Raw genomic sequence first — 16,479 nt, 5'->3', positions numbered from 1 at the left:
GCCCCTACGACTTGGAGCTTTCGTGCACCGCAGAATCATCGCGCCGGGCGCACTGGCTGCGGCATCCCTGTTACTGGCGATCCCCGCATCGGCCGCGAGCCCCTCTCCGGGGGCGCCGGGCATCGGCGACCCCTACTACCCGGACTACGGCAACGGCGGATACGACGTCTCCCATTACGACCTCAGGCTGAAGTACCAGCCGGCCACGGACGAACTGGAGGGCACGGCGACCCTCCTGGCCCGCACCACGCAGGATCTGACGCGGTTCAATCTGGACTTTCTGCTGGACGTGAGCGAGGTGCGGGTGAACGGCGCCAAGGCGTCGTTCACGACCTCGGGCGAACACGAGCTGGAGATCACGCCGAAGACGCCACTGGCGAAGGACACCGACGTCACCGTCGTGGTGCGCTACCGCGGGGTGCCGTCGTCGAAGCAGGCGTACGGCTTCACCAGCTGGCTGCGCACGCCGGACGGCGCGGTCGCGGCGAACGAGCCAGAGGCGGCCTGGTGGTGGTTCCCCAGCAACGACCACCCGCTCGACAAGGCCACCTACGACGTGTCGGTCCAGGTGCCGGACGGCAGCCAGGCCATCTCCAACGGCACGCTCCAGTCGACGAGTTCGCGGGCCGGCTGGACCCGCTACAGCTGGCGGTCGAACAAGCCGCAGGCCACGTATCTGGCGACCTTGGCGGTCGGGAAGTTCGACGTGACGACCGGCACGACCGAGAGCGGCATTCCGGTCGTCAACGCCTACAGCAAGGACCTCGGCGACAACTACGGCGCGGCACGGGCCAGCATCGAGCGGACCGGGGAGATCGCCGACTGGCTGACCGAGTACTTCGGGCCGTATCCGTACAACGCGCTCGGCGGGTACGTTCCGAACACCACCACCGGGTACGCGCTGGAGACGCAGACCCGGCCCTACTACAGCCCGCGGCAGTTCGCCAACGGGTCGAACACCTCCGTGGTCGTGCACGAGCTGGCCCACCAGTGGTACGGCGATCTCGTGTCCGTCGCCGGATGGAAGGACATCTGGGTCAACGAGGGCTTCGCGCGGTACGCGCAGTGGCTGTGGTCCGAGCACGAGGGCGAGGGCACGGCACAGGAACTCGCCGACTACGTGTACGCCTCGCATCCGGCCGACGACGCGTTCTGGACGGTGAAGCCCGGTGATCCCGGGCCGGAGAACCAGTTCCATCTCGCCGTGTACGACCGGGGCGCGCTGGCTCTGCAGGCGCTGCGGAACGAGATCGGCGACGAGGCGTTCTTCGCGCTGCTGAAGGGCTGGCCGCGGAAGTACGCGCACGGCAACGCGTCGGTCGCCGACTTCCAGCGTTACGCCGAGCAGGTGTCCGGGAAGCCGCTGGCCGCGCTGTTCGACACGTGGCTGTTCCAGCCGTCGAAGCCGGCGGCGCCCGCGGCGAGGGACGCGTCGGTATCGGCTCGGGCCCTGGGGACGCAGGGGGCGCCCGTGCAGCCGAAGTCGTGGAAGAAGATCGCGGCGACGAATGACGTGCACGCGCATGAGCACGAGCACGAGGCCGGGCGCGGGCACTGACGCGCTTCGTTCCGCCCGGCGGCTTACGGTGGGCTTGAGCGCCGGATGCGTGGGCCGGCCGGCGCCGCCGGGCTGACGAGGGAGTCGGACGTGCGGAACGTGGCGATCATCGAGGCTCCGTCCGTGCTGGGACTGCGGCCGTCCGGGGTCGAGGAGCTGCCGGAGGCGCTGCTGGGCGCCGGTCTGGACACCGGCCTCGGGGCGGTGCGGGCGGGCCGGGTGGAGCCGCCCGCCTACGACCCGGCGCGTGACCCCGACACCGGGGTCCTCAACCCGGCGGGCATCGCGGCGTACTCCGTCGCGCTGGCCGACGCCGTGGGCGATGTGCTGGACCATGGCCGGTTCCCTGTGGTCCTCGGCGGCGACTGCAGCATCCTGCTCGGCAATCTGCTCGCGCTGCGCCGCCGGGGCCGTCACGGTCTGCTCTTCCTCGACGGCCACACCGATTTCTACCAGCCTGCGGCGGAACCGGTCGGCGAGGTGGCCTCCATGGAGCTCGCCCTGGCCACGGGTCACGGGCCCACCGCCCTGGCCGACCTGGAGCGCCGGGGGCCGCTGGTGCGGGACGAGGACGTGGTCGCCTTCGGCTTCCGGGACGCGGAGGAGTCCACGGCGGCCGGGATGCAGCCGTTGCCGGCCGAGTTGTCCACGATGGACCTCCACGAGGTGCGCGCCCTCGGGGCGGCCCGGGCCGCGGACAGCGCGGTCGGCCTGCTCGGCGACGGCGTCAGCGCCGGGTACTGGATCCACCTCGATGCCGACGTGCTGGACGACGACCTCATGCCGGCGGTCGACCACCGGCAGCCCGGCGGACTGACCTGGCAGGAGCTGGAGAGTGTGCTGGGCAGGGCGTTGTCCGTCCCGGCAGCGGTCGGCTTCGATGTCACCATCTTCAACCCCCGTCTGGACCCGGACGGGAGCATCGCGGCGCGCCTGACCGAGTGTCTTGTACGGGCGTTCGAGAACCGGGTGTGACTCGGGCCGGTCAGTCCCCGTGGTCGTACACCGTCACGGCGATCCCCCGCTGCACCAGCCGTTCGGTGATCAACGGCTCGACGCGGGACCACTTGCCGCCCGCCAGGCCGCACCCTATGCGGGGCATGTGGACGGAGGCGCCGAGTTCCTCGGCCTTGCCGGCCAGCCGTCCCAGCGCCGCGTCGATCGCCTCGTAGCGGACGGGGACGCCCTTGCTGCTGGTGCCGATACCTCGCTGACCGACCATGTTGGCCACCCACGCGTACCGCCCGACTTGGACGAACTGAACCGCGCCCAGCCCGAAGTCGTTCGCCGCGCGGTCGCGGTGCCAGGCCCGGTAGGCCGCCTCCGGCTCGGGCCAGCGGCGGGATATGGCCAGGACGAAGCCCTTCCCCCAGCCGCCGATGTCGTTGCAGACATGGGCGATCAGCTTGACGCCCTTGACCGACGGAACGGTGGCGTCGCCCCGGACATATCTGATCTCCCTGATCTCCGACATGACGCCACCGTAGGCGCTGCCGCTGACAGTGGTCCTGACCTGCTACTTCGCCAGGTCCGTCAGCTCCTGGGCCGCGGCGCGCGCGACCCGCCGCCGGATCCCGAACCAACCGCCGATCAGCATCAGCGCGATCACGGGGACCAGCAGGAGCGTCTTGCGGCCGACCTCGGGGTCGTTCCACATCAGGCCGAGGACGGCGAGCAGGAAGGCGATCGTGGTGAGCTCCGTGACCGGGCTGCCAGGAAGGCGGAAGGAGGGCCGGGCCACCAGGCCCGCCTTGGCGCGGCGGACGAAGACCAGGTGGCAGATCATGATGATCACCCAGGTGCTGATGATGCCGAGAGAGGCGACGTTCAGCACGATTTCGAAGGCCTGGCTCGGCATCAGGAAGTTCAGACCCACGCCGAGCACGCACACCGCGCAGGTGAGCAGGATGCCGCCGTAGGGGACCTGGCTGCGGTTCATGCGGGCGGTGAACTTCGGCGCCGATCCCGCCATCGCCATGGAGCGCAGAATCCGGCCGGTGGAGTACAGCCCCGAGTTCAGCGACGACATCGCGGCCGTCAGGACCACCAGGTTCATCACGTCGCCCGCCGCCGGGACGCCGATCTTCGACAGGACCGTCACGAAGGGGCTCTCGTCGGCCGAGTAGACCGAGCCGGGCAGCAGCAGAGCGAGCAGGACGACCGAGCCGACGTAGAAGAGCCCGACGCGCCACATGATCGAGTTCACCGCGCGCGGGACGACCTTCTCCGGCTCGGCGGTCTCACCGGCGGCGACGCCGACCAGCTCCAGAGCGGCGTACGCGAAGATCACGCCCTGCATGACGAGCACGACGGGCATCAGGCCGTGCGGGAAGACGCCGCCGTTGTCGGTGATCACGCTCAGGCCCGGAGTCTGGCCGCCCACCTCGGCTTGCGTGGCCAGCAGGAAGATGCCGATCAGCATGAAGCCGACGAGCGTGGCGACCTTGATGATCGCGAACCAGAACTCCATCTCTCCGAAGATCTTCACCGAGATCAGGTTCACGGCCAGGACCACCGCCAGGGCGATCAGGGCGAGCACCCACTGCGGGATGTCGGTGAACAGACTCCAGTAGTGCGTGTAGAGGGCGATCGCGGTGATGTCGGCGATGCCGGTCGTCGACCAGTTCAGGAAGTACATCCAGCCCGCGGCATACGCGCCCTTCTCACCGAGGAACTCGCGCGCGTACGACACGAAGGAGCCCGACGACGGCCGGTACAGGACCAGCTCGCCGAGGGCCCGGACCACGAAGAAGGCGAAGACTCCGCAGACGAGGTAGGCGAGCGCCAGCGCGGCCGATGCCGATTGGACGGCGTCCTTGCTCACGGGTGGTTCCACTCTCTGGTGCGCCCCGGCGGGTCTCGCTCGGGTGTCCGGACGTGACTCGGCCCGTGCCCTCAGGAGAGGCACAGGCCAAGGGATCGCCTTCCCCGGACACCACCTCGTAGGCGGTGGCGCGTGTCACACAGCGTGACATCTCACATGGTCATCAAGGGCATTCAGGGGTACTCAAGAGGTTTCACACCATTGGTGAGACAGCGATACTGCTGCACATGACGACCGACACCGACGAGCCGACCCTCACGATCGACGAGCTGGCCGCGCGCGCGGGTGTCACGGTCCGCACGGTCCGTTTCTACGGCACCAAGGGTCTGCTGCCCCCGCCGGTGATCGGCCCGCGGCGCGTGGGGCACTACGGCAGGCGGCACCTGGGCCGGCTGGCGCTCATCGAGGAGTTGCAGCACCAGGGCATGACGCTGGCGGCCATCGAGCGCTATCTCCAGCAGCTGCCGCCGGACCTGAGCGCGCACGACCTGGCGATCCACCGGGCGGTGGTGGCGTCCTGGGCGCCGGACACGGTGGAGACGGTGACGCGGGAGGAGCTCGAACGGCGGGCGGGCCGGCCGCTCGCCGACGCCGACGTGGAGCGGCTGGCGGCGATGAACGTCGTCAGCCGGGACGGTGACGCCCTGCGGGTCGACGCCGGACTGCTCCGGCTCGGCGTCGAGCTGCTCGACGTACCGCTGTCCCAGGAAACGATCCTCGCCGCCCGCACCACGCTCATCGAGCACTCCCGCACGGCCGCGCACGAGCTGTCGCGGCTGCTGCGCGACGCGGTCGCCGAACGGGACCCGGGAGACGTGAAGTCCCTGTCCGCCCATATGCATCCGCTCGTGGTGCAGGCCCTGCTCACGACCTTTCAGCGGTCGCTGAGGGAGGAGCTGCGGGAGTGGCTCGACGGTGACGGGTGACGCTCCGCGTCAGCGGGCGAGGCTCCACGTCAGCAGGCGATCCGTCAGCAGCGTCAGCGGGCGTCCGTGAACGTCTCCCCCTTCTCCCCCTTCTCCGCCTTCTCCACCAGCAGCGCGGGCGGGGTGAACCGCTCGCCGTAGCGCTCGGCGAGTTCACGCGCGCGTGCCACGAAACCGGGCAGGCCTCCCTCGTAGCCGTTGATGTACTGGAGCACGCCGCCGGTCCAGCCGGGGAAGCCGATGCCGAAGAGGGAGCCGATGTTGGCGTCGGCGACGGAGGTCAGCACGCCCTCTTCCAGCAGCTTGACGGTGTCCAGCGCCTCGGAGAAGAGCATGCGTTCCTGCATGTCCCTGAAGGGGATCTCCGCGCCCTCGCGCGTGAAGTGCTCGCGCAGGCCCGGCCACAGCCCGGCCCGCTTGCCGTCCTCTCCGTACTCGTAGAAGCCCGCGCCGCCGCTGCGGCCGGTGCGGCCGAACTCGTCGACCATGCGGTCGATGACGGCATCGGCGGGGTGGGCCGTCCAAGTGCCGCCCGCCTCTTCCACCGCTCGCTTCGTCTCGTTGCGGATCTTCCGCGGGAGCGTGAGCGTCAGTTCGTCCATCAGCGACAGGACCTTCGCCGGATAGCCCGCCTGCGCCGCCGCCTGTTCGACCGACGCGGGCTCGATGCCCTCGCCGACCATCGCGACGCCCTCGTTGAGGAAGTGCCCGATCACGCGGGAGGTGAAGAAGCCGCGCGAGTCGTTGACGACGATCGGCGTCTTCTTGATCTGCCGGACCAGGTCGAAGGCGCGGGCCAGGGCCTCCTCACCGGTGCGCTCGCCCTTGATGATCTCGACGAGCGGCATCTTGTCGACGGGTGAGAAGAAGTGCAGCCCGATGAAGTCGGCCTGCCGCTCGACGCCCTCGGCCAGCGCGGTGATGGGGAGCGTGGAGGTGTTGGAGCACAGCAGCGCGTCCGGCTCGACGATGTGCTGGATCTCCTGGAACACCTTGTGCTTGAGCGCCGAGTCCTCGAAGACGGCCTCGATGACGGCGTCGCAGCCGGCCAGGTCCTGCGGGTCGGCCGTGGGCGTGATGCGGGCCAGCAGCGCGTCCGCCTTCTCCTGGGTCGTACGGCCCCGCGAGACGGCCTTGGCGCACAGCTTCTCGGAGTAGCTCTTGCCCTTGGCGGCTGCCTCGGTCGACACGTCCTTCAGGATCACGTCGATGCCCGCGCGGGCGCACGAGTAAGCGATGCCCGCGCCCATCATCCCGGCGCCGAGGACGGCGACCTTGCGGACCTGGCGCGGCTCGATGCCCTGGGGACGGTTCGCGCCGGAGTTGACGGCCTGGAGGTCGAAGAAGAACGCCTGGATCATGTTCTTGGACGTCTGTCCCGCGGCCAGCTCGACGAAGTAGCGCGCCTCGATGACCTGCGCGGTCTCGAAGTCGACCTGGGAGCCCTCGACGGCGGCGGCGAGGATGCCCCGCGGAGCCGGGTAGGGCGCGCCGCCGGTCTGCTTGCGCAGGGTGGCCGGGAAGGCGGGCAGGTTCGCCGCGAACTTGGGGTTGGCGGGCGTACCGCCGGGAATGCGGTAGCCCGGCTTGTCCCAGGGCTGCCGGGATTCGGGGTGGGCCTCGATGAAGGCGCGGGCCTTGGCGAGCAGCTCCTCCTGGGTGGCCACCACGTCGTCGACCAGGCCGTTGTCCAGGGCGCGCCGCGGGTTGTACTGGGTGCCCTGGAGCAGCACCTTCAGCAGCGCGTCGGCGATGCCCAGCAGGCGTACGGTACGGACGACTCCGCCGCCTCCGGGCAGCAGGCCGAGGGTGACCTCGGGGCAGCCGATCTTCGAGCCGGGCGCGTCGAGGGCGATCCGGTGGTGGCAGGCGAGCGCGATCTCGTACCCGCCGCCGAGGGCCGCGCCGTTGATCGCCGCGACGACCGGCTTGCCGAGGGTCTCGATGCGGCGCAGGTCGCGTTTGACGGCCATGCCCGCGTCGAAGGCCTCCTGGGCGGTCTCGGGTGTGACCCGGATCAGGTCGCGAAGGTCGCCGCCGGCGAAGAACGTCTTCTTGGCGGAGGTGAGGATGATGCCCCGGATGGTGTCCTTCTCGGCCTCCAGGCGGTCGGCGATCACCGCGAGGGAGTCGCGGAAGGCCTGGTTCATGGTGTTGGCGGACTGGTCGGGGTCGTCGAGGACGAGGGTGACGACACCGGTGCGGTCCTGTTCCCAGCGGATGGTGGTGCTCTGTGTCATGGCAGGGGTCTCCGTAGAAGTCTGTTGAATCCGCCGGGGTTTCAGATGCGCTCGACGACGGTCGCGATGCCCATGCCGCCGCCCACGCACAGCGTGGCGAGGCCGTAGCGCTTGTCCTGGCGCTCCAGTTCGTCGACGAGCGTGCCGAGGATCATGGCGCCGGTCGCGCCGAGGGGGTGGCCGAGGGCGATGGCGCCGCCGTTGACGTTGACCTTGTCCAGGGACAGGCCCATGTCCTTCACGAAGCGCAGCACGACCGCCGCGAAGGCCTCGTTGATCTCGACCAGGTCGATGTCGTCGATGGTCAGCCCGGCCTTGGCGAGCGCCTTGCGGGTGGCGGGCGCGGGGCCGGTGAGCATGATGGTGGGCTCGGAGCCGGAGACGGCGGCGGAGACGATCCGCGCGCGCGGGGTGAGGCCGTAGCGCTCGCCGACCTCCTGGGAGCCGATCGCGACCAGCGAGGCGCCGTCCACGATGCCGGAGGAGTTGCCCGCGTGGTGGACGTGGTCGATCTTCTCCACCCAGTGGTACTTCTGCAGGGCCACGGCGTCGAAGCCGCCCAGGTCGCCGATGTCCGCGAAGGACGGCTTCAGCTTGGCCAGCGAGTCGGCGGTCGTCCCCGGGCGCGGGTGCTCGTCGTGGTCGAGGACGACGAGCCCGGTGCGGTCCTTCACCGGCACGACGGACCGGTCGAAGCGGCCTTCCTTCCAGGCCGTCGCCGCGCGTTCCTGCGAGAGGGCCGCGTACTCGTCGACGTCCCGCCGGGAGAAGCCCTCGATGGTGGCGATCAGGTCGGCGCCGATGCCCTGCGGTACGAAGTTGACGGCCAGATTGGTCATCGGGTCGTTGAACCAGGCGCCCCCGTCCGAGGCCATGGGCACCCGGGACATCGACTCGACGCCGCCCGCGAGGACGAGGTCCTCCCAGCCCGAGCGCACCTTGGCGGCGGCCAGGTTGACCGCCTCCAGGCCCGAGGCACAGAAGCGGTTCTCCTGCACGCCCGCCACCGTGTCCGGCAACCCGGCGGCGATCGCGGCGATCCGGGCGATGTCTGAGCCCTGGTCGCCGACCGGGCCGACGACGCCGAGCACGATGTCGTCGACGGCCGCCGGGTCCAGGCCCGGGAAGCGGTCGCGGATCTCGTGGATGAGGCCGACGACCAGGTCGATGGGCTTCGTGGCGTGCAGGGCGCCGCCGGCCTTGCCGCGGCCGCGCGGGGTGCGGATCGCGTCGTACACGTACGCTTCGGTGCTCACTTCGGAAAGCCTTTCGAGGAGGGTCAACCCAGCAGGGAACGGCCGATGATCTCCTTCATGATCTCGGTGGTCCCGCCGTAGATGGTCTGGATACGGCCGTCGGTGAAGGCCCGGGCGATGGGGTACTCGGTCATGTAGCCGTAGCCGCCGTGCAGTTGGAGGCAGCGGTCGGCGACCCGCTTCTGCAGCTCGGTCGCCCACCACTTGGCCATGGAGGCGTGCACGGCGTCGAGGCCGCCGTTCGTGTGGTCCTCTATGCAGCGGTCGAGGAAGGCGCGGGTGACGGCGCACTCGGTGGCCATTTCGGCGATCTCGAAGCGGATGTGCTGCTTGCTCGCCAGGGGCCGGCCGAAGGCCTCGCGCTCCTTGACGTACGTGGTGGTGATCTCCAGCAGATGCTCGGCGGCGGCGATCGCGGAGACGGCGATGCTCAGGCGCTCCTGGGCGAGGTTCGTCATCAGGTGCCCGAAGCCGCCGTTGAGCTCGCCGAGCAGGTTCTCCTTGGGCACGCGCACGTCGTGGAAGAACAGCTCCGCCGTGTCCTGGGCCTTCTGGCCGATCTTGTCGAGGTTGCGGCCGCGCTCGAAGCCGTCCATGCCGCGTTCGACGACGAGCAGGGACAGGCCGTGCGCGCCGCCCTCCGGTGTCGTCTTCGCGACGACGATCACCAGGTCGGCGAGGATCCCGTTCGAGATGAACGTCTTCGAGCCGTTCAGCAGCCAGTGGTCGCCGCGGTCCTCGGCGTGGGTGCGGATGCCCTGGAGGTCGGATCCGGCGCCCGGCTCGGTCATGGCGACGGCCGTGATCAGCGTGCCGTCGCAGAAGCCGGGCAGCCAGCGCCGCTTCTGCTCCTCGGTGGCCAGGCCGGTGAGGTACGGGCCGATGATGTCGTTGTGCAGTCCGAGGGCGATTCCGGGCGTGCCCGCGCGCGTGAACTCCTCGGCGAGTACGGCGCTGTAGCGGAAGTCGGCGGTGCCGCCGCCCCCGTACTCCTCCGGTACGGCGATTCCGAGCAGGCCCTGTTTGCCCGCCGCCCGCCAGGCCTCGCGGGAGACGATGCCGTCCTTCTCCCACTGCTCGTAGTACGGCAGCACCTCCCTGGCCAGGAAGCTGCGCACGCTCTCGCGGAACGCGTCGTGCTCGGGGCCGAGGATCTGCCGCTTCATGCGAGTCCTTCCAGGAGGTCGGGTACGTCCCAGTCGCGTGCCACGTCCGCGGTGTCGGCTCCGGGCCGGGCGGGGCCGCCGCGGACGGCCGTGGGGGTCGCGGAGAAGCGGGGCGCGGGGGCGGGCTGGGTGATGCCGGCGTGCTCGGTGAAGGTGCCGCGGGCGGCGAGGTGCGGGTGGTGCGGGGCCTCCCGCAGGGACAGGACGGGGGCCACACAGGCGTCGGAGCCCTCGAAGACGGCCGACCACTCGTCCCTCGTACGGGACTTGAAGCGGGCGGCGACGGCGTCGCGCAGCGCGTCCCAGCGGGCGAGGTCCTTGCGGGCCCCGGCGTGTTCCGGGATGCCGAGCAGGTCGAGGAACTCGTCGTAGAACTGCGGCTCCAGGGCGCCCACCGCCATGTACTTCCCGTCGGCCGTCTCGTAGGTGCCGTAGTACGGGCAGCCGCCGTCGAGGAGGTTGGCGCCGCGCCGGTCCTGCCAGCCGCCGGCGGCGAGCATGCCGTGGATCATCGCGGCGAGGTGGGAGGCGCCGTCGACGATGGCGGCGTCGACGACCTGGCCGGTGCCGGTCGCGCGCGCGTGGTGGAGGGCGGCGAGGACGCCGACGACGAGGTAGAGGGAGCCGCCCGCGTAGTCGCCGACCAGGTTGGCCGGGACGGCCGGGGGCTCGTCCGGTCTGCCGATCATGCCGAGGGTGCCGGTGAGCGCGATGTACGCGATGTCGTGGCCGGCGCGGTGGGCCAGCGGACCGTCCTGGCCCCAGCCGGTCATCCGGCCGTAGACCAGCTTCGGGTTGCGGGCGTGGCAATCCTCGGGGCCGACGCCGAGGCGCTCGGCGACGCCGGGGCGGTAGCCCTCGACCAGGATGTCGGCGCGTGCGGCGAGGTCGAGGACGCGGGCCGGCCCGTCGGGCGACTTCAGGTCGACGAGCACCGAGCGCTTGTTGCGGTTGGTGACGTCGTACTCCGGGGCGATGGCAAGTCCGGAGCCGCCGGGGCGGTCCACGCGGACGACGTCGGCACCGAGGTCGGCGAGGAGCATGGCGGCGAACGGGCCGGGCCCGATGCCGGCCAGCTCGACCACGCGCACGCCGGTGAGCGGGCCCTGCGCTGACGTCGTTGCCATTCAGCCCCCAGATGTGTGACACAACCGCTGTAACACCAGCGATGCTAAGAACGCGTTCCAGCAGGCACAAGACCTGACACCACACTTGACGAGCAAGCGCTTAGTCCAGTGTGCCCCGCACGGGTCGGATCAGCGCGCGTCCAGCTCCGCTATCAGCCGCTTGGGGGCGATCGTGCGGTAACTCTCCTCCACCCAGTCGCACAGCAGCTCGGCGTCCGGGGCGCCGGGCCGCTCCAGCGGGATGCTCACCCAGCCGGACCTGCCCAGGCCGTACCCGGCGGGTTCGGCGCCGGGGCACGTCAGGGCGTGGGCGTGGGCGGACTCCTCCTTGAGCTTCACCGTGATGCCCAGCGGATAGCTGCCGTCGTCGACGCCCAGGAAGACGAACACCTTCTTGTTGACCTTGGCGACCGTCTCGCCCCAGGGGAACTCCTCCGTGGAACCGGGCATCCCGAGGGCGAACTCCCGCACTTTCTCCCACTTCCTCAGCGCGTTCCTGGGCACGGCCACCTGATACCTCCGGGCTCGTCGTCGGGCTCCGCACTCATCACGCTAGCCTCGGCCACCGACAACGGCGCGTGCGACAGACCCGAGAGGTGACATGAACAGGCTGAGCAGTGCGGATCGTCCGGACCGTCCGTACGACATCGTGCTCTTCGGAGCCACCGGCTTCGTGGGGACGCTCACCGCGGAGTACCTCGCCGCGCACGCGCCCGAAGGACTGCGCTGGGCGATCGCCGGCCGCAGCGAGGACAAGCTCCGGGCCCTGCGTGAGCGGCTGCCCGGCGGCACGCGGATCGGGGTCCTGAAGGCCGATGTGGCCGAGCCGGGCTCGCTGCGCGAACTCGCCGAGCACGCGCGCGTGGTGGCCACGACGGTGGGCCCCTATGTGACATACGGCGAGGAACTGGTCGCCGCCTGCGCGGAGACCGGCGCGGACTATCTCGACCTCAGCGGTGAGCCGGAGTTCGTGGACCTGATGTACGTCCGGCACGACGCACGCGCGCGTGAGACGGGTGCGCGGCTGGTGCACGCGTGCGGCTTCGACTCCGTCCCGCACGACCTGGGGGTGTACTTCACGGTCCGGCAGCTACCGGAAGGGGTGCCGCTCTCGGTCGACGGGTACGTGACCACGGACGCGGCCTTCTCGGGCGGTACCTTCGCCTCGGCGCTGAACCAGTTCGCGCGGGGACGCCAGATGCTGGCTGCCGCACGGGACCGGGCGCGGCACGAGCCTCGCCCGGTGGGACGGCGGGCGTCCGCGCCGACCGGCGCGCCGCGGTTCGCCCCGGAGGTCGGCGCCTGGGCGCTGCCCCTGCCGACCATCGACGCGCAGATCGTCCGGCGGTCCGCGCAGGCCCTGGAGCGGTACGGCCCCGACTTCCGCTACCGCGAGTACGCGGCGGTACGGCGCCTGCCGGTCGCGCTGGGCGGGGTCGCGACCGTGGGGGCCCTCTTCGCCGCCGCCCAACTGCCGCCCGCACGGCGCTGGTTGTCCGACCGCCTCAAGCCCGGGGAGGGGCCGGGTCCGGAAAAGCGCGCGAAGAGCTGGTTCTCCGTCCGTTTCGTGGGCGAGGGCGGCGGCCGGCGCGTGTACACCGAGGTCGCGGGCGGCGACCCCGGTTACGGCGAGACGGCGAAGATCTTCGCCGAGTCGGCGCTGTCCCTGGCCTTCGACGACCTCCCGCCGACGGCCGGCCAGGTCACGACGGCGGTCGCGATGGGCGACGCGCTGACGGAGCGGCTGCGGCGGGCGGGGATCACGTTCCGGGTCGCGGCCGACCGCTGACCGGCCCGCCTACGCGGACCATCCCACCACCGTGTAGATCATCCCGCCGATCCAGCCGAGCCCGGCCAGTACGGCGAGGATCAACGCGGCCGTCACGGCACGCTCGACGGGCCGGTCAGGGTCGGACAGGGGCTTGGGGGCACGGTGCGTCGTCATGGGGCCAGCCTGTCGATCGGCGGGGCCCCGTCGCATCCGTACGGATACTCAGTCCGCGTACTCAGTTCGTCGGTGCGGTGGCGCCGGGTTCGGTAGCCGGCGGCTTCCTGGAGCGCGGTACCCGCTTCCACGAACCAGGTCGAAGATCTCAGCCGCGTTCAGGGTCCGCGGCCGCCGGCTCCGCGAGGGGACCGCGGGGGCGGGTCGCCTCCCGCAGTGCCCTGCGGCACAGCGCGTCCGCCCTGCGCGTCGTCTCCGGCAGGCGGTACTCGGGGGTCAGCGCGAGGGTGTGGGCGCAGGCGTTGGCGAGGCCGACGCGGTGGCCGACGGAGACGAAGACCGGCTTGACCGCGTCTCGTGTGCGCAGGGCGCGGCCTACTTCCTCGGCGTCGGCGAGGAGGGGGGACGTACTGCCGCGCGGGGCGTCCGGGTCGTCGTAGGTGAAGGTGAACGGGTTCTTGGCGACCCCGATGGCGGGCAGGCCGGTGAGGACGCCGAGGTGGCCGGCGAGGCCGAAACGGCGTGGGTGGGCGCGGCCGTAGCCGTCGCAGACGACCAGGCCGGGCGGGCAGGGCAGGGCGTCCAGGGCGGCGAGCACCGTGGGGATCTCGCGGAAGGCGAGCAGGCCGGGTACGTACGGGAAGGAGATCCGCCCGACGGCCGTGGCCTCGGCGACGACGGCGAGGCTCGCCGCGTCCAGCACGACGGCGGCGGCCGCGACGACGTCCCGCTCGTCGTCGTAGGCCACGTCCACGCCGGTCACGTGGCCCGTGCCGGGCGGCGGGCCGGGCTCGTCGAGCACCACCCGCGCGCGCAACTCGTCCTGTATCACGCGGGCCTGTTCCTCTGTCGCGGGCCAGCCCGTGGGAATGCGTACGGTCGTCATGATGGGGACGAGCCTACGACCCGCCGGCGGGCGGCGTAGGCTCGCGATCATGTTCGTATTGGAGCTGACCTACACCGCCCCGCTCGACGCCGTCGACGCCGCCCTGGAGGCGCACGTCGCCTGGCTCGACCAGCAGTACGAGAAGGGCGTCTTCCTGGCGTCAGGGGTCAAGAACCCCCGCGACGGCGGAGTGATCGTCGCCGTCGCGGAGGACCGCGCGCGGATCGAGGAGATCGCGGCGGGCGACCCGTTCGTCACCGCGGGGGTGTGCGCGTACCGCATCACCGAGTTCACCGCCACGAAGACGGCACCGGAGTTGGAGCGGTACCGGGAGACCGCCGGCTGAGCGGTCAGCTCTTTCCGCCCAGCGCGCGCTGCAGCTGGCTCTTGTTCATGTCCGAACGGCCCTGGATCCCGCGCCGCTTGGCCTCCTCGTAGAGCTGGTCGTAGGTGGGCCCCTGGGAGCCCTTGCCGGACCGCCGGCCGCCCCGCTCGCCGGACGACATGTCCTGGGTCGAGGTGCGGCTCGCGCTCTTCGACTCGCCGGAGCGGGCGCGTTCCTTGTTGACCGTCCGCGCCGCGATCTCCTTGGCGCGGCCGGTGCTCTCGCCCCGGTCCTTCGCGCTCTCCTTGATGTGCTCGTACTGGCGCTCCCGCTTGGAGCTGGAACCACGTGGCATGTCCGCTCACTCCTCTCACGCTCAGAGAACGGGTACCCGGATTCCGGCACATACGGCACAAATGTGCCATACGAATACGCCATGTCACCTCTCGTCAGCTTTCCAAACGAGCCACCCGTCCCTGCTCACCGGCCGCCCAGCAGCCCAGGTCGGCCGTGCAGTCCACGGTGTCGTACGAGCCGGTGTCCACCGTCCGCCAGGTGCGTCCGCCGTCCGTCGTCAGGTCGGTGCCGGTGGGGCCGACCGCGAGGGCGGCCGTACGGCTGTACGGGAGCCAGGCCACACCGGACCGGTAGGCGGGTGGCGGCTCGGCGGCGGGCTGCCAGCCGCGGCCACCGTCGGTGGTGCGTGCCGCGGATTGCGGCGAGGTCTGGTCCGGGCGGTAGTCGCCGCCGACCGCGAGGCCGTGCGTGCGGTCGCGGAAGGCCAGGGCGAAGACGCCACGGGCCGGATCACCGGCCGGGATCGGCGTGTCGGAGGCCGTCCAGGTCCGCCCGCGGTCGGCGGAGTGCAGCACGCGCGCGCGTGCGGCGCCTCCGGTGGCCAGCCAGACGTCCTTGGGGCCGGACGAGACCAGGCACTGGCCGCTCGCCGCGAACCCGGCCTCCCCCTCCTGGGCCGCCGGCATGCCCTCGCTCGGGAGCACCGTCCAGGTACGGCCACCGTCGCCGGTGGACAGGATGCGGAACTTGCCGTCCACCGGGTCGCTCATCGCCAGGCCGTGGCGGCGGTCGAAGAAGGTGAGGCAGTCGTAGAAGGCCCGCGCGTCGGTGTTGCGGAAGGACTCGGTCCAGGTTTCGCCGCCGTCGTCGGTGCGGTAGACGCGGGACGCCTCGCCCTCCCCGATGGCCAGCACCACGGCGCGCCGCGCGTCGAAGGCCTCGATGTCGCGGAACTGCAACTCGGCGGCGCCCGGCGGCGAGACGTTCCGCCAGCTCGCGCCGCCGTCGGTGGTGCGCAGGACGGTGCCCCGGGTGCCGGCGACCCACGCGGTGTTCCGGCTGACGGCCGCGAGACCCCGGAACCGCACGTCCGGGCTGCCGCTGTCCTTGAGCTCCCACTGCGGACTCCGGTGCCCCGGTTCCCGCGCCTGAGCCGGTACGGCGGTCAGGGCGGCCAGCGCCGCCGCACAGGCCGCCCCCGCGGCAATGGTCCGGCTCGTACGTCTCGTACGTCGTCTCGTCCGTCGCGTGTTCCCCAAGCGCCTCATGGCGGGCGAAGCTAGCCCACCGCCCCGGTGCCGTCCAGATGCCCTCGACCGTGCTCCGGCTGGTGCGGCGTGCGCCACAAGTGCCGTTCGTGTCCCGGGAGGAGAGCTACGCCACTGCAGTGAATGAACGCCGTGACAGAGGTCACTCGACATCGGTGCGCACGGATTGGCTGATTCCGTCGTCTCTTCCAGTGCCCGGCCTCATCCCCGGAAGTCCGTTCCGCCGTCACAAGGGAGCAAGGCGTTGTCCATCGTCATCGAGCAGCCCGTCGAGGCCCGTCTCGTCGCCGCCGCGCCGCGGATGCCGAGCATTCCCGCGACGCTGCACTACGACCGGCGTGATCCGTTCGCCGTCCGCATGACCTTCCCGGCCCCGGCCACGCTGGAGGGCGTGGAGGTCTGCTGGACCTTCAGCCGCGAACTCCTCACCGCCGGCCTGGAAGAGCCCGAGGGCCACGGCGACGTGCGCGTGCGGCCGTACGGCTACGACCGCACCGTCCTGGAGTTCCACGCCCCGGAGGGCACCGCCGTCGTGCACGTCCGCACGGGCGAGCTGCAGCGGTTCCTCCAGGCGACCGGCGAGCTGGTGCCCGTCGGCCTGGAGCACCTCCAGCTCGACCTGGACCACGACCTGGCGGAGCTGATGCGGGACGCCTGCTGA

Annotated in this window: 17 protein-coding genes; 6 read left to right on the top strand and 11 right to left on the bottom strand. The window is 71.2% G+C overall.

Translation table 11 applies throughout. The annotated features are described in order from the left end of the window. Positions 1 to 22 precede the first annotated feature (22 nt). Both Q4V64_RS46980 and Q4V64_RS46975 read left to right on the top strand, forming a co-directional pair. A complete protein-coding gene (locus Q4V64_RS46980; protein WP_172629010.1) occupies positions 23 to 1,558 on the top strand; it encodes a M1 family metallopeptidase in 1,536 nt (511 codons plus the stop codon). Between the two features lie 90 nt (positions 1,559 to 1,648). Then, positions 1,649 to 2,533 (top strand): arginase family protein, encoded by an 885-nt coding sequence (locus Q4V64_RS46975; RefSeq protein WP_124437602.1) that lies wholly within the window; start codon positions 1,649 to 1,651, stop codon positions 2,531 to 2,533. A gap of 10 nt (positions 2,534 to 2,543) precedes the next feature. Here Q4V64_RS46975 and Q4V64_RS46970 read toward each other — a convergent pair whose 3' ends face one another. Next, on the bottom strand, positions 2,544 to 3,023 hold the full coding sequence (locus Q4V64_RS46970) for a macro domain-containing protein (protein WP_124437720.1): 480 nt from the start codon (positions 3,021 to 3,023) through the stop codon (positions 2,544 to 2,546). A gap of 51 nt (positions 3,024 to 3,074) precedes the next feature. Continuing rightward, the gene (locus Q4V64_RS46965) at positions 3,075 to 4,382 is read right to left on the bottom strand and encodes an amino acid permease (RefSeq protein ID WP_253266740.1); all 1,308 of its coding nucleotides are present in this window, start codon (positions 4,380 to 4,382) and stop codon (positions 3,075 to 3,077) included. Between the two features lie 227 nt (positions 4,383 to 4,609). Here Q4V64_RS46965 and Q4V64_RS46960 point away from each other — a divergent pair, with 227 nt between their 5' ends. Continuing rightward, positions 4,610 to 5,308 (top strand): MerR family transcriptional regulator, encoded by a 699-nt coding sequence (locus Q4V64_RS46960; protein WP_124437603.1) that lies wholly within the window; start codon positions 4,610 to 4,612, stop codon positions 5,306 to 5,308. Positions 5,309 to 5,361: 53 nt separating this feature from the next. Here the strand turns inward: Q4V64_RS46960 and Q4V64_RS46955 are convergent, their stop codons facing one another. The 5 genes from Q4V64_RS46955 to Q4V64_RS46935 all read right to left on the bottom strand — a co-directional run bounded on the left by Q4V64_RS46955 (position 5,362) and on the right by Q4V64_RS46935 (position 11,607). Then, positions 5,362 to 7,548 (bottom strand): 3-hydroxyacyl-CoA dehydrogenase NAD-binding domain-containing protein, encoded by a 2,187-nt coding sequence (locus Q4V64_RS46955; RefSeq protein ID WP_124437604.1) that lies wholly within the window; start codon positions 7,546 to 7,548, stop codon positions 5,362 to 5,364. A gap of 41 nt (positions 7,549 to 7,589) precedes the next feature. After that, positions 7,590 to 8,804: an acetyl-CoA C-acetyltransferase gene (locus tag Q4V64_RS46950; protein WP_124437605.1), complete on the bottom strand. Its 1,215-nt coding sequence runs from the start codon at positions 8,802 to 8,804 to the stop codon at positions 7,590 to 7,592. Between the two features lie 23 nt (positions 8,805 to 8,827). After that, positions 8,828 to 9,970: an acyl-CoA dehydrogenase family protein gene (locus tag Q4V64_RS46945; RefSeq protein WP_124437606.1), complete on the bottom strand. Its 1,143-nt coding sequence runs from the start codon at positions 9,968 to 9,970 to the stop codon at positions 8,828 to 8,830. After that, positions 9,967 to 11,097 (bottom strand): CaiB/BaiF CoA-transferase family protein, encoded by a 1,131-nt coding sequence (locus tag Q4V64_RS46940; RefSeq protein WP_124437607.1) that lies wholly within the window; start codon positions 11,095 to 11,097, stop codon positions 9,967 to 9,969. The genes Q4V64_RS46945 and Q4V64_RS46940 overlap by 4 nt, the downstream gene beginning before the upstream one ends. A gap of 129 nt (positions 11,098 to 11,226) precedes the next feature. Beyond that, on the bottom strand, positions 11,227 to 11,607 hold the full coding sequence (locus Q4V64_RS46935) for an MmcQ/YjbR family DNA-binding protein (RefSeq protein ID WP_124437608.1): 381 nt from the start codon (positions 11,605 to 11,607) through the stop codon (positions 11,227 to 11,229). A gap of 91 nt (positions 11,608 to 11,698) precedes the next feature. Between Q4V64_RS46935 and Q4V64_RS46930 the strand changes: the two genes are divergently transcribed. Further along, positions 11,699 to 12,886, top strand: a complete 1,188-nt coding sequence (locus tag Q4V64_RS46930; RefSeq protein ID WP_124437609.1) for a saccharopine dehydrogenase NADP-binding domain-containing protein — start codon at positions 11,699 to 11,701, stop codon at positions 12,884 to 12,886. Between the two features lie 9 nt (positions 12,887 to 12,895). Here the strand turns inward: Q4V64_RS46930 and Q4V64_RS46925 are convergent, their stop codons facing one another. Both Q4V64_RS46925 and Q4V64_RS46920 read right to left on the bottom strand, forming a co-directional pair. Further along, positions 12,896 to 13,042 carry a hypothetical protein gene (locus Q4V64_RS46925; protein ID WP_172629012.1) on the bottom strand — a complete coding sequence of 49 codons (147 nt, stop codon included), beginning with the start codon at positions 13,040 to 13,042 and terminating at the stop codon, positions 12,896 to 12,898. 148 nt (positions 13,043 to 13,190) lie between these two features. Beyond that, positions 13,191 to 13,928 (bottom strand): endonuclease V, encoded by a 738-nt coding sequence (locus Q4V64_RS46920; RefSeq protein WP_124437610.1) that lies wholly within the window; start codon positions 13,926 to 13,928, stop codon positions 13,191 to 13,193. Positions 13,929 to 13,977: 49 nt separating this feature from the next. Here Q4V64_RS46920 and Q4V64_RS46915 point away from each other — a divergent pair, with 49 nt between their 5' ends. Beyond that, entirely contained in the window at positions 13,978 to 14,274 is a 297-nt protein-coding gene (locus tag Q4V64_RS46915) for a YciI family protein (protein ID WP_124437611.1), read from the top strand. Positions 14,275 to 14,278: 4 nt separating this feature from the next. Here Q4V64_RS46915 and Q4V64_RS46910 read toward each other — a convergent pair whose 3' ends face one another. Together Q4V64_RS46910 and Q4V64_RS46905 are read right to left on the bottom strand one after the other, a co-directional pair. Next, the gene (locus Q4V64_RS46910) at positions 14,279 to 14,608 is read right to left on the bottom strand and encodes a plasmid stabilization protein (RefSeq protein ID WP_124437612.1); all 330 of its coding nucleotides are present in this window, start codon (positions 14,606 to 14,608) and stop codon (positions 14,279 to 14,281) included. Between the two features lie 94 nt (positions 14,609 to 14,702). Beyond that, positions 14,703 to 15,818, bottom strand: a complete 1,116-nt coding sequence (locus tag Q4V64_RS46905) for an oxidoreductase (protein WP_303714602.1) — start codon at positions 15,816 to 15,818, stop codon at positions 14,703 to 14,705. 244 nt (positions 15,819 to 16,062) lie between these two features. Between Q4V64_RS46905 and Q4V64_RS46900 the strand changes: the two genes are divergently transcribed. Then, on the top strand, positions 16,063 to 16,479 hold the full coding sequence (locus Q4V64_RS46900; RefSeq protein WP_124437613.1) for an SsgA family sporulation/cell division regulator: 417 nt from the start codon (positions 16,063 to 16,065) through the stop codon (positions 16,477 to 16,479).

It is taken from the genome of Streptomyces sp. NL15-2K (assembly GCF_030551255.1).
Lineage (GTDB): Bacteria > Actinomycetota > Actinomycetes > Streptomycetales > Streptomycetaceae > Streptomyces.
Note: the sequence above shows the minus strand (reverse complement) of the source record. Positions and strands in the feature narration are given on the sequence as shown.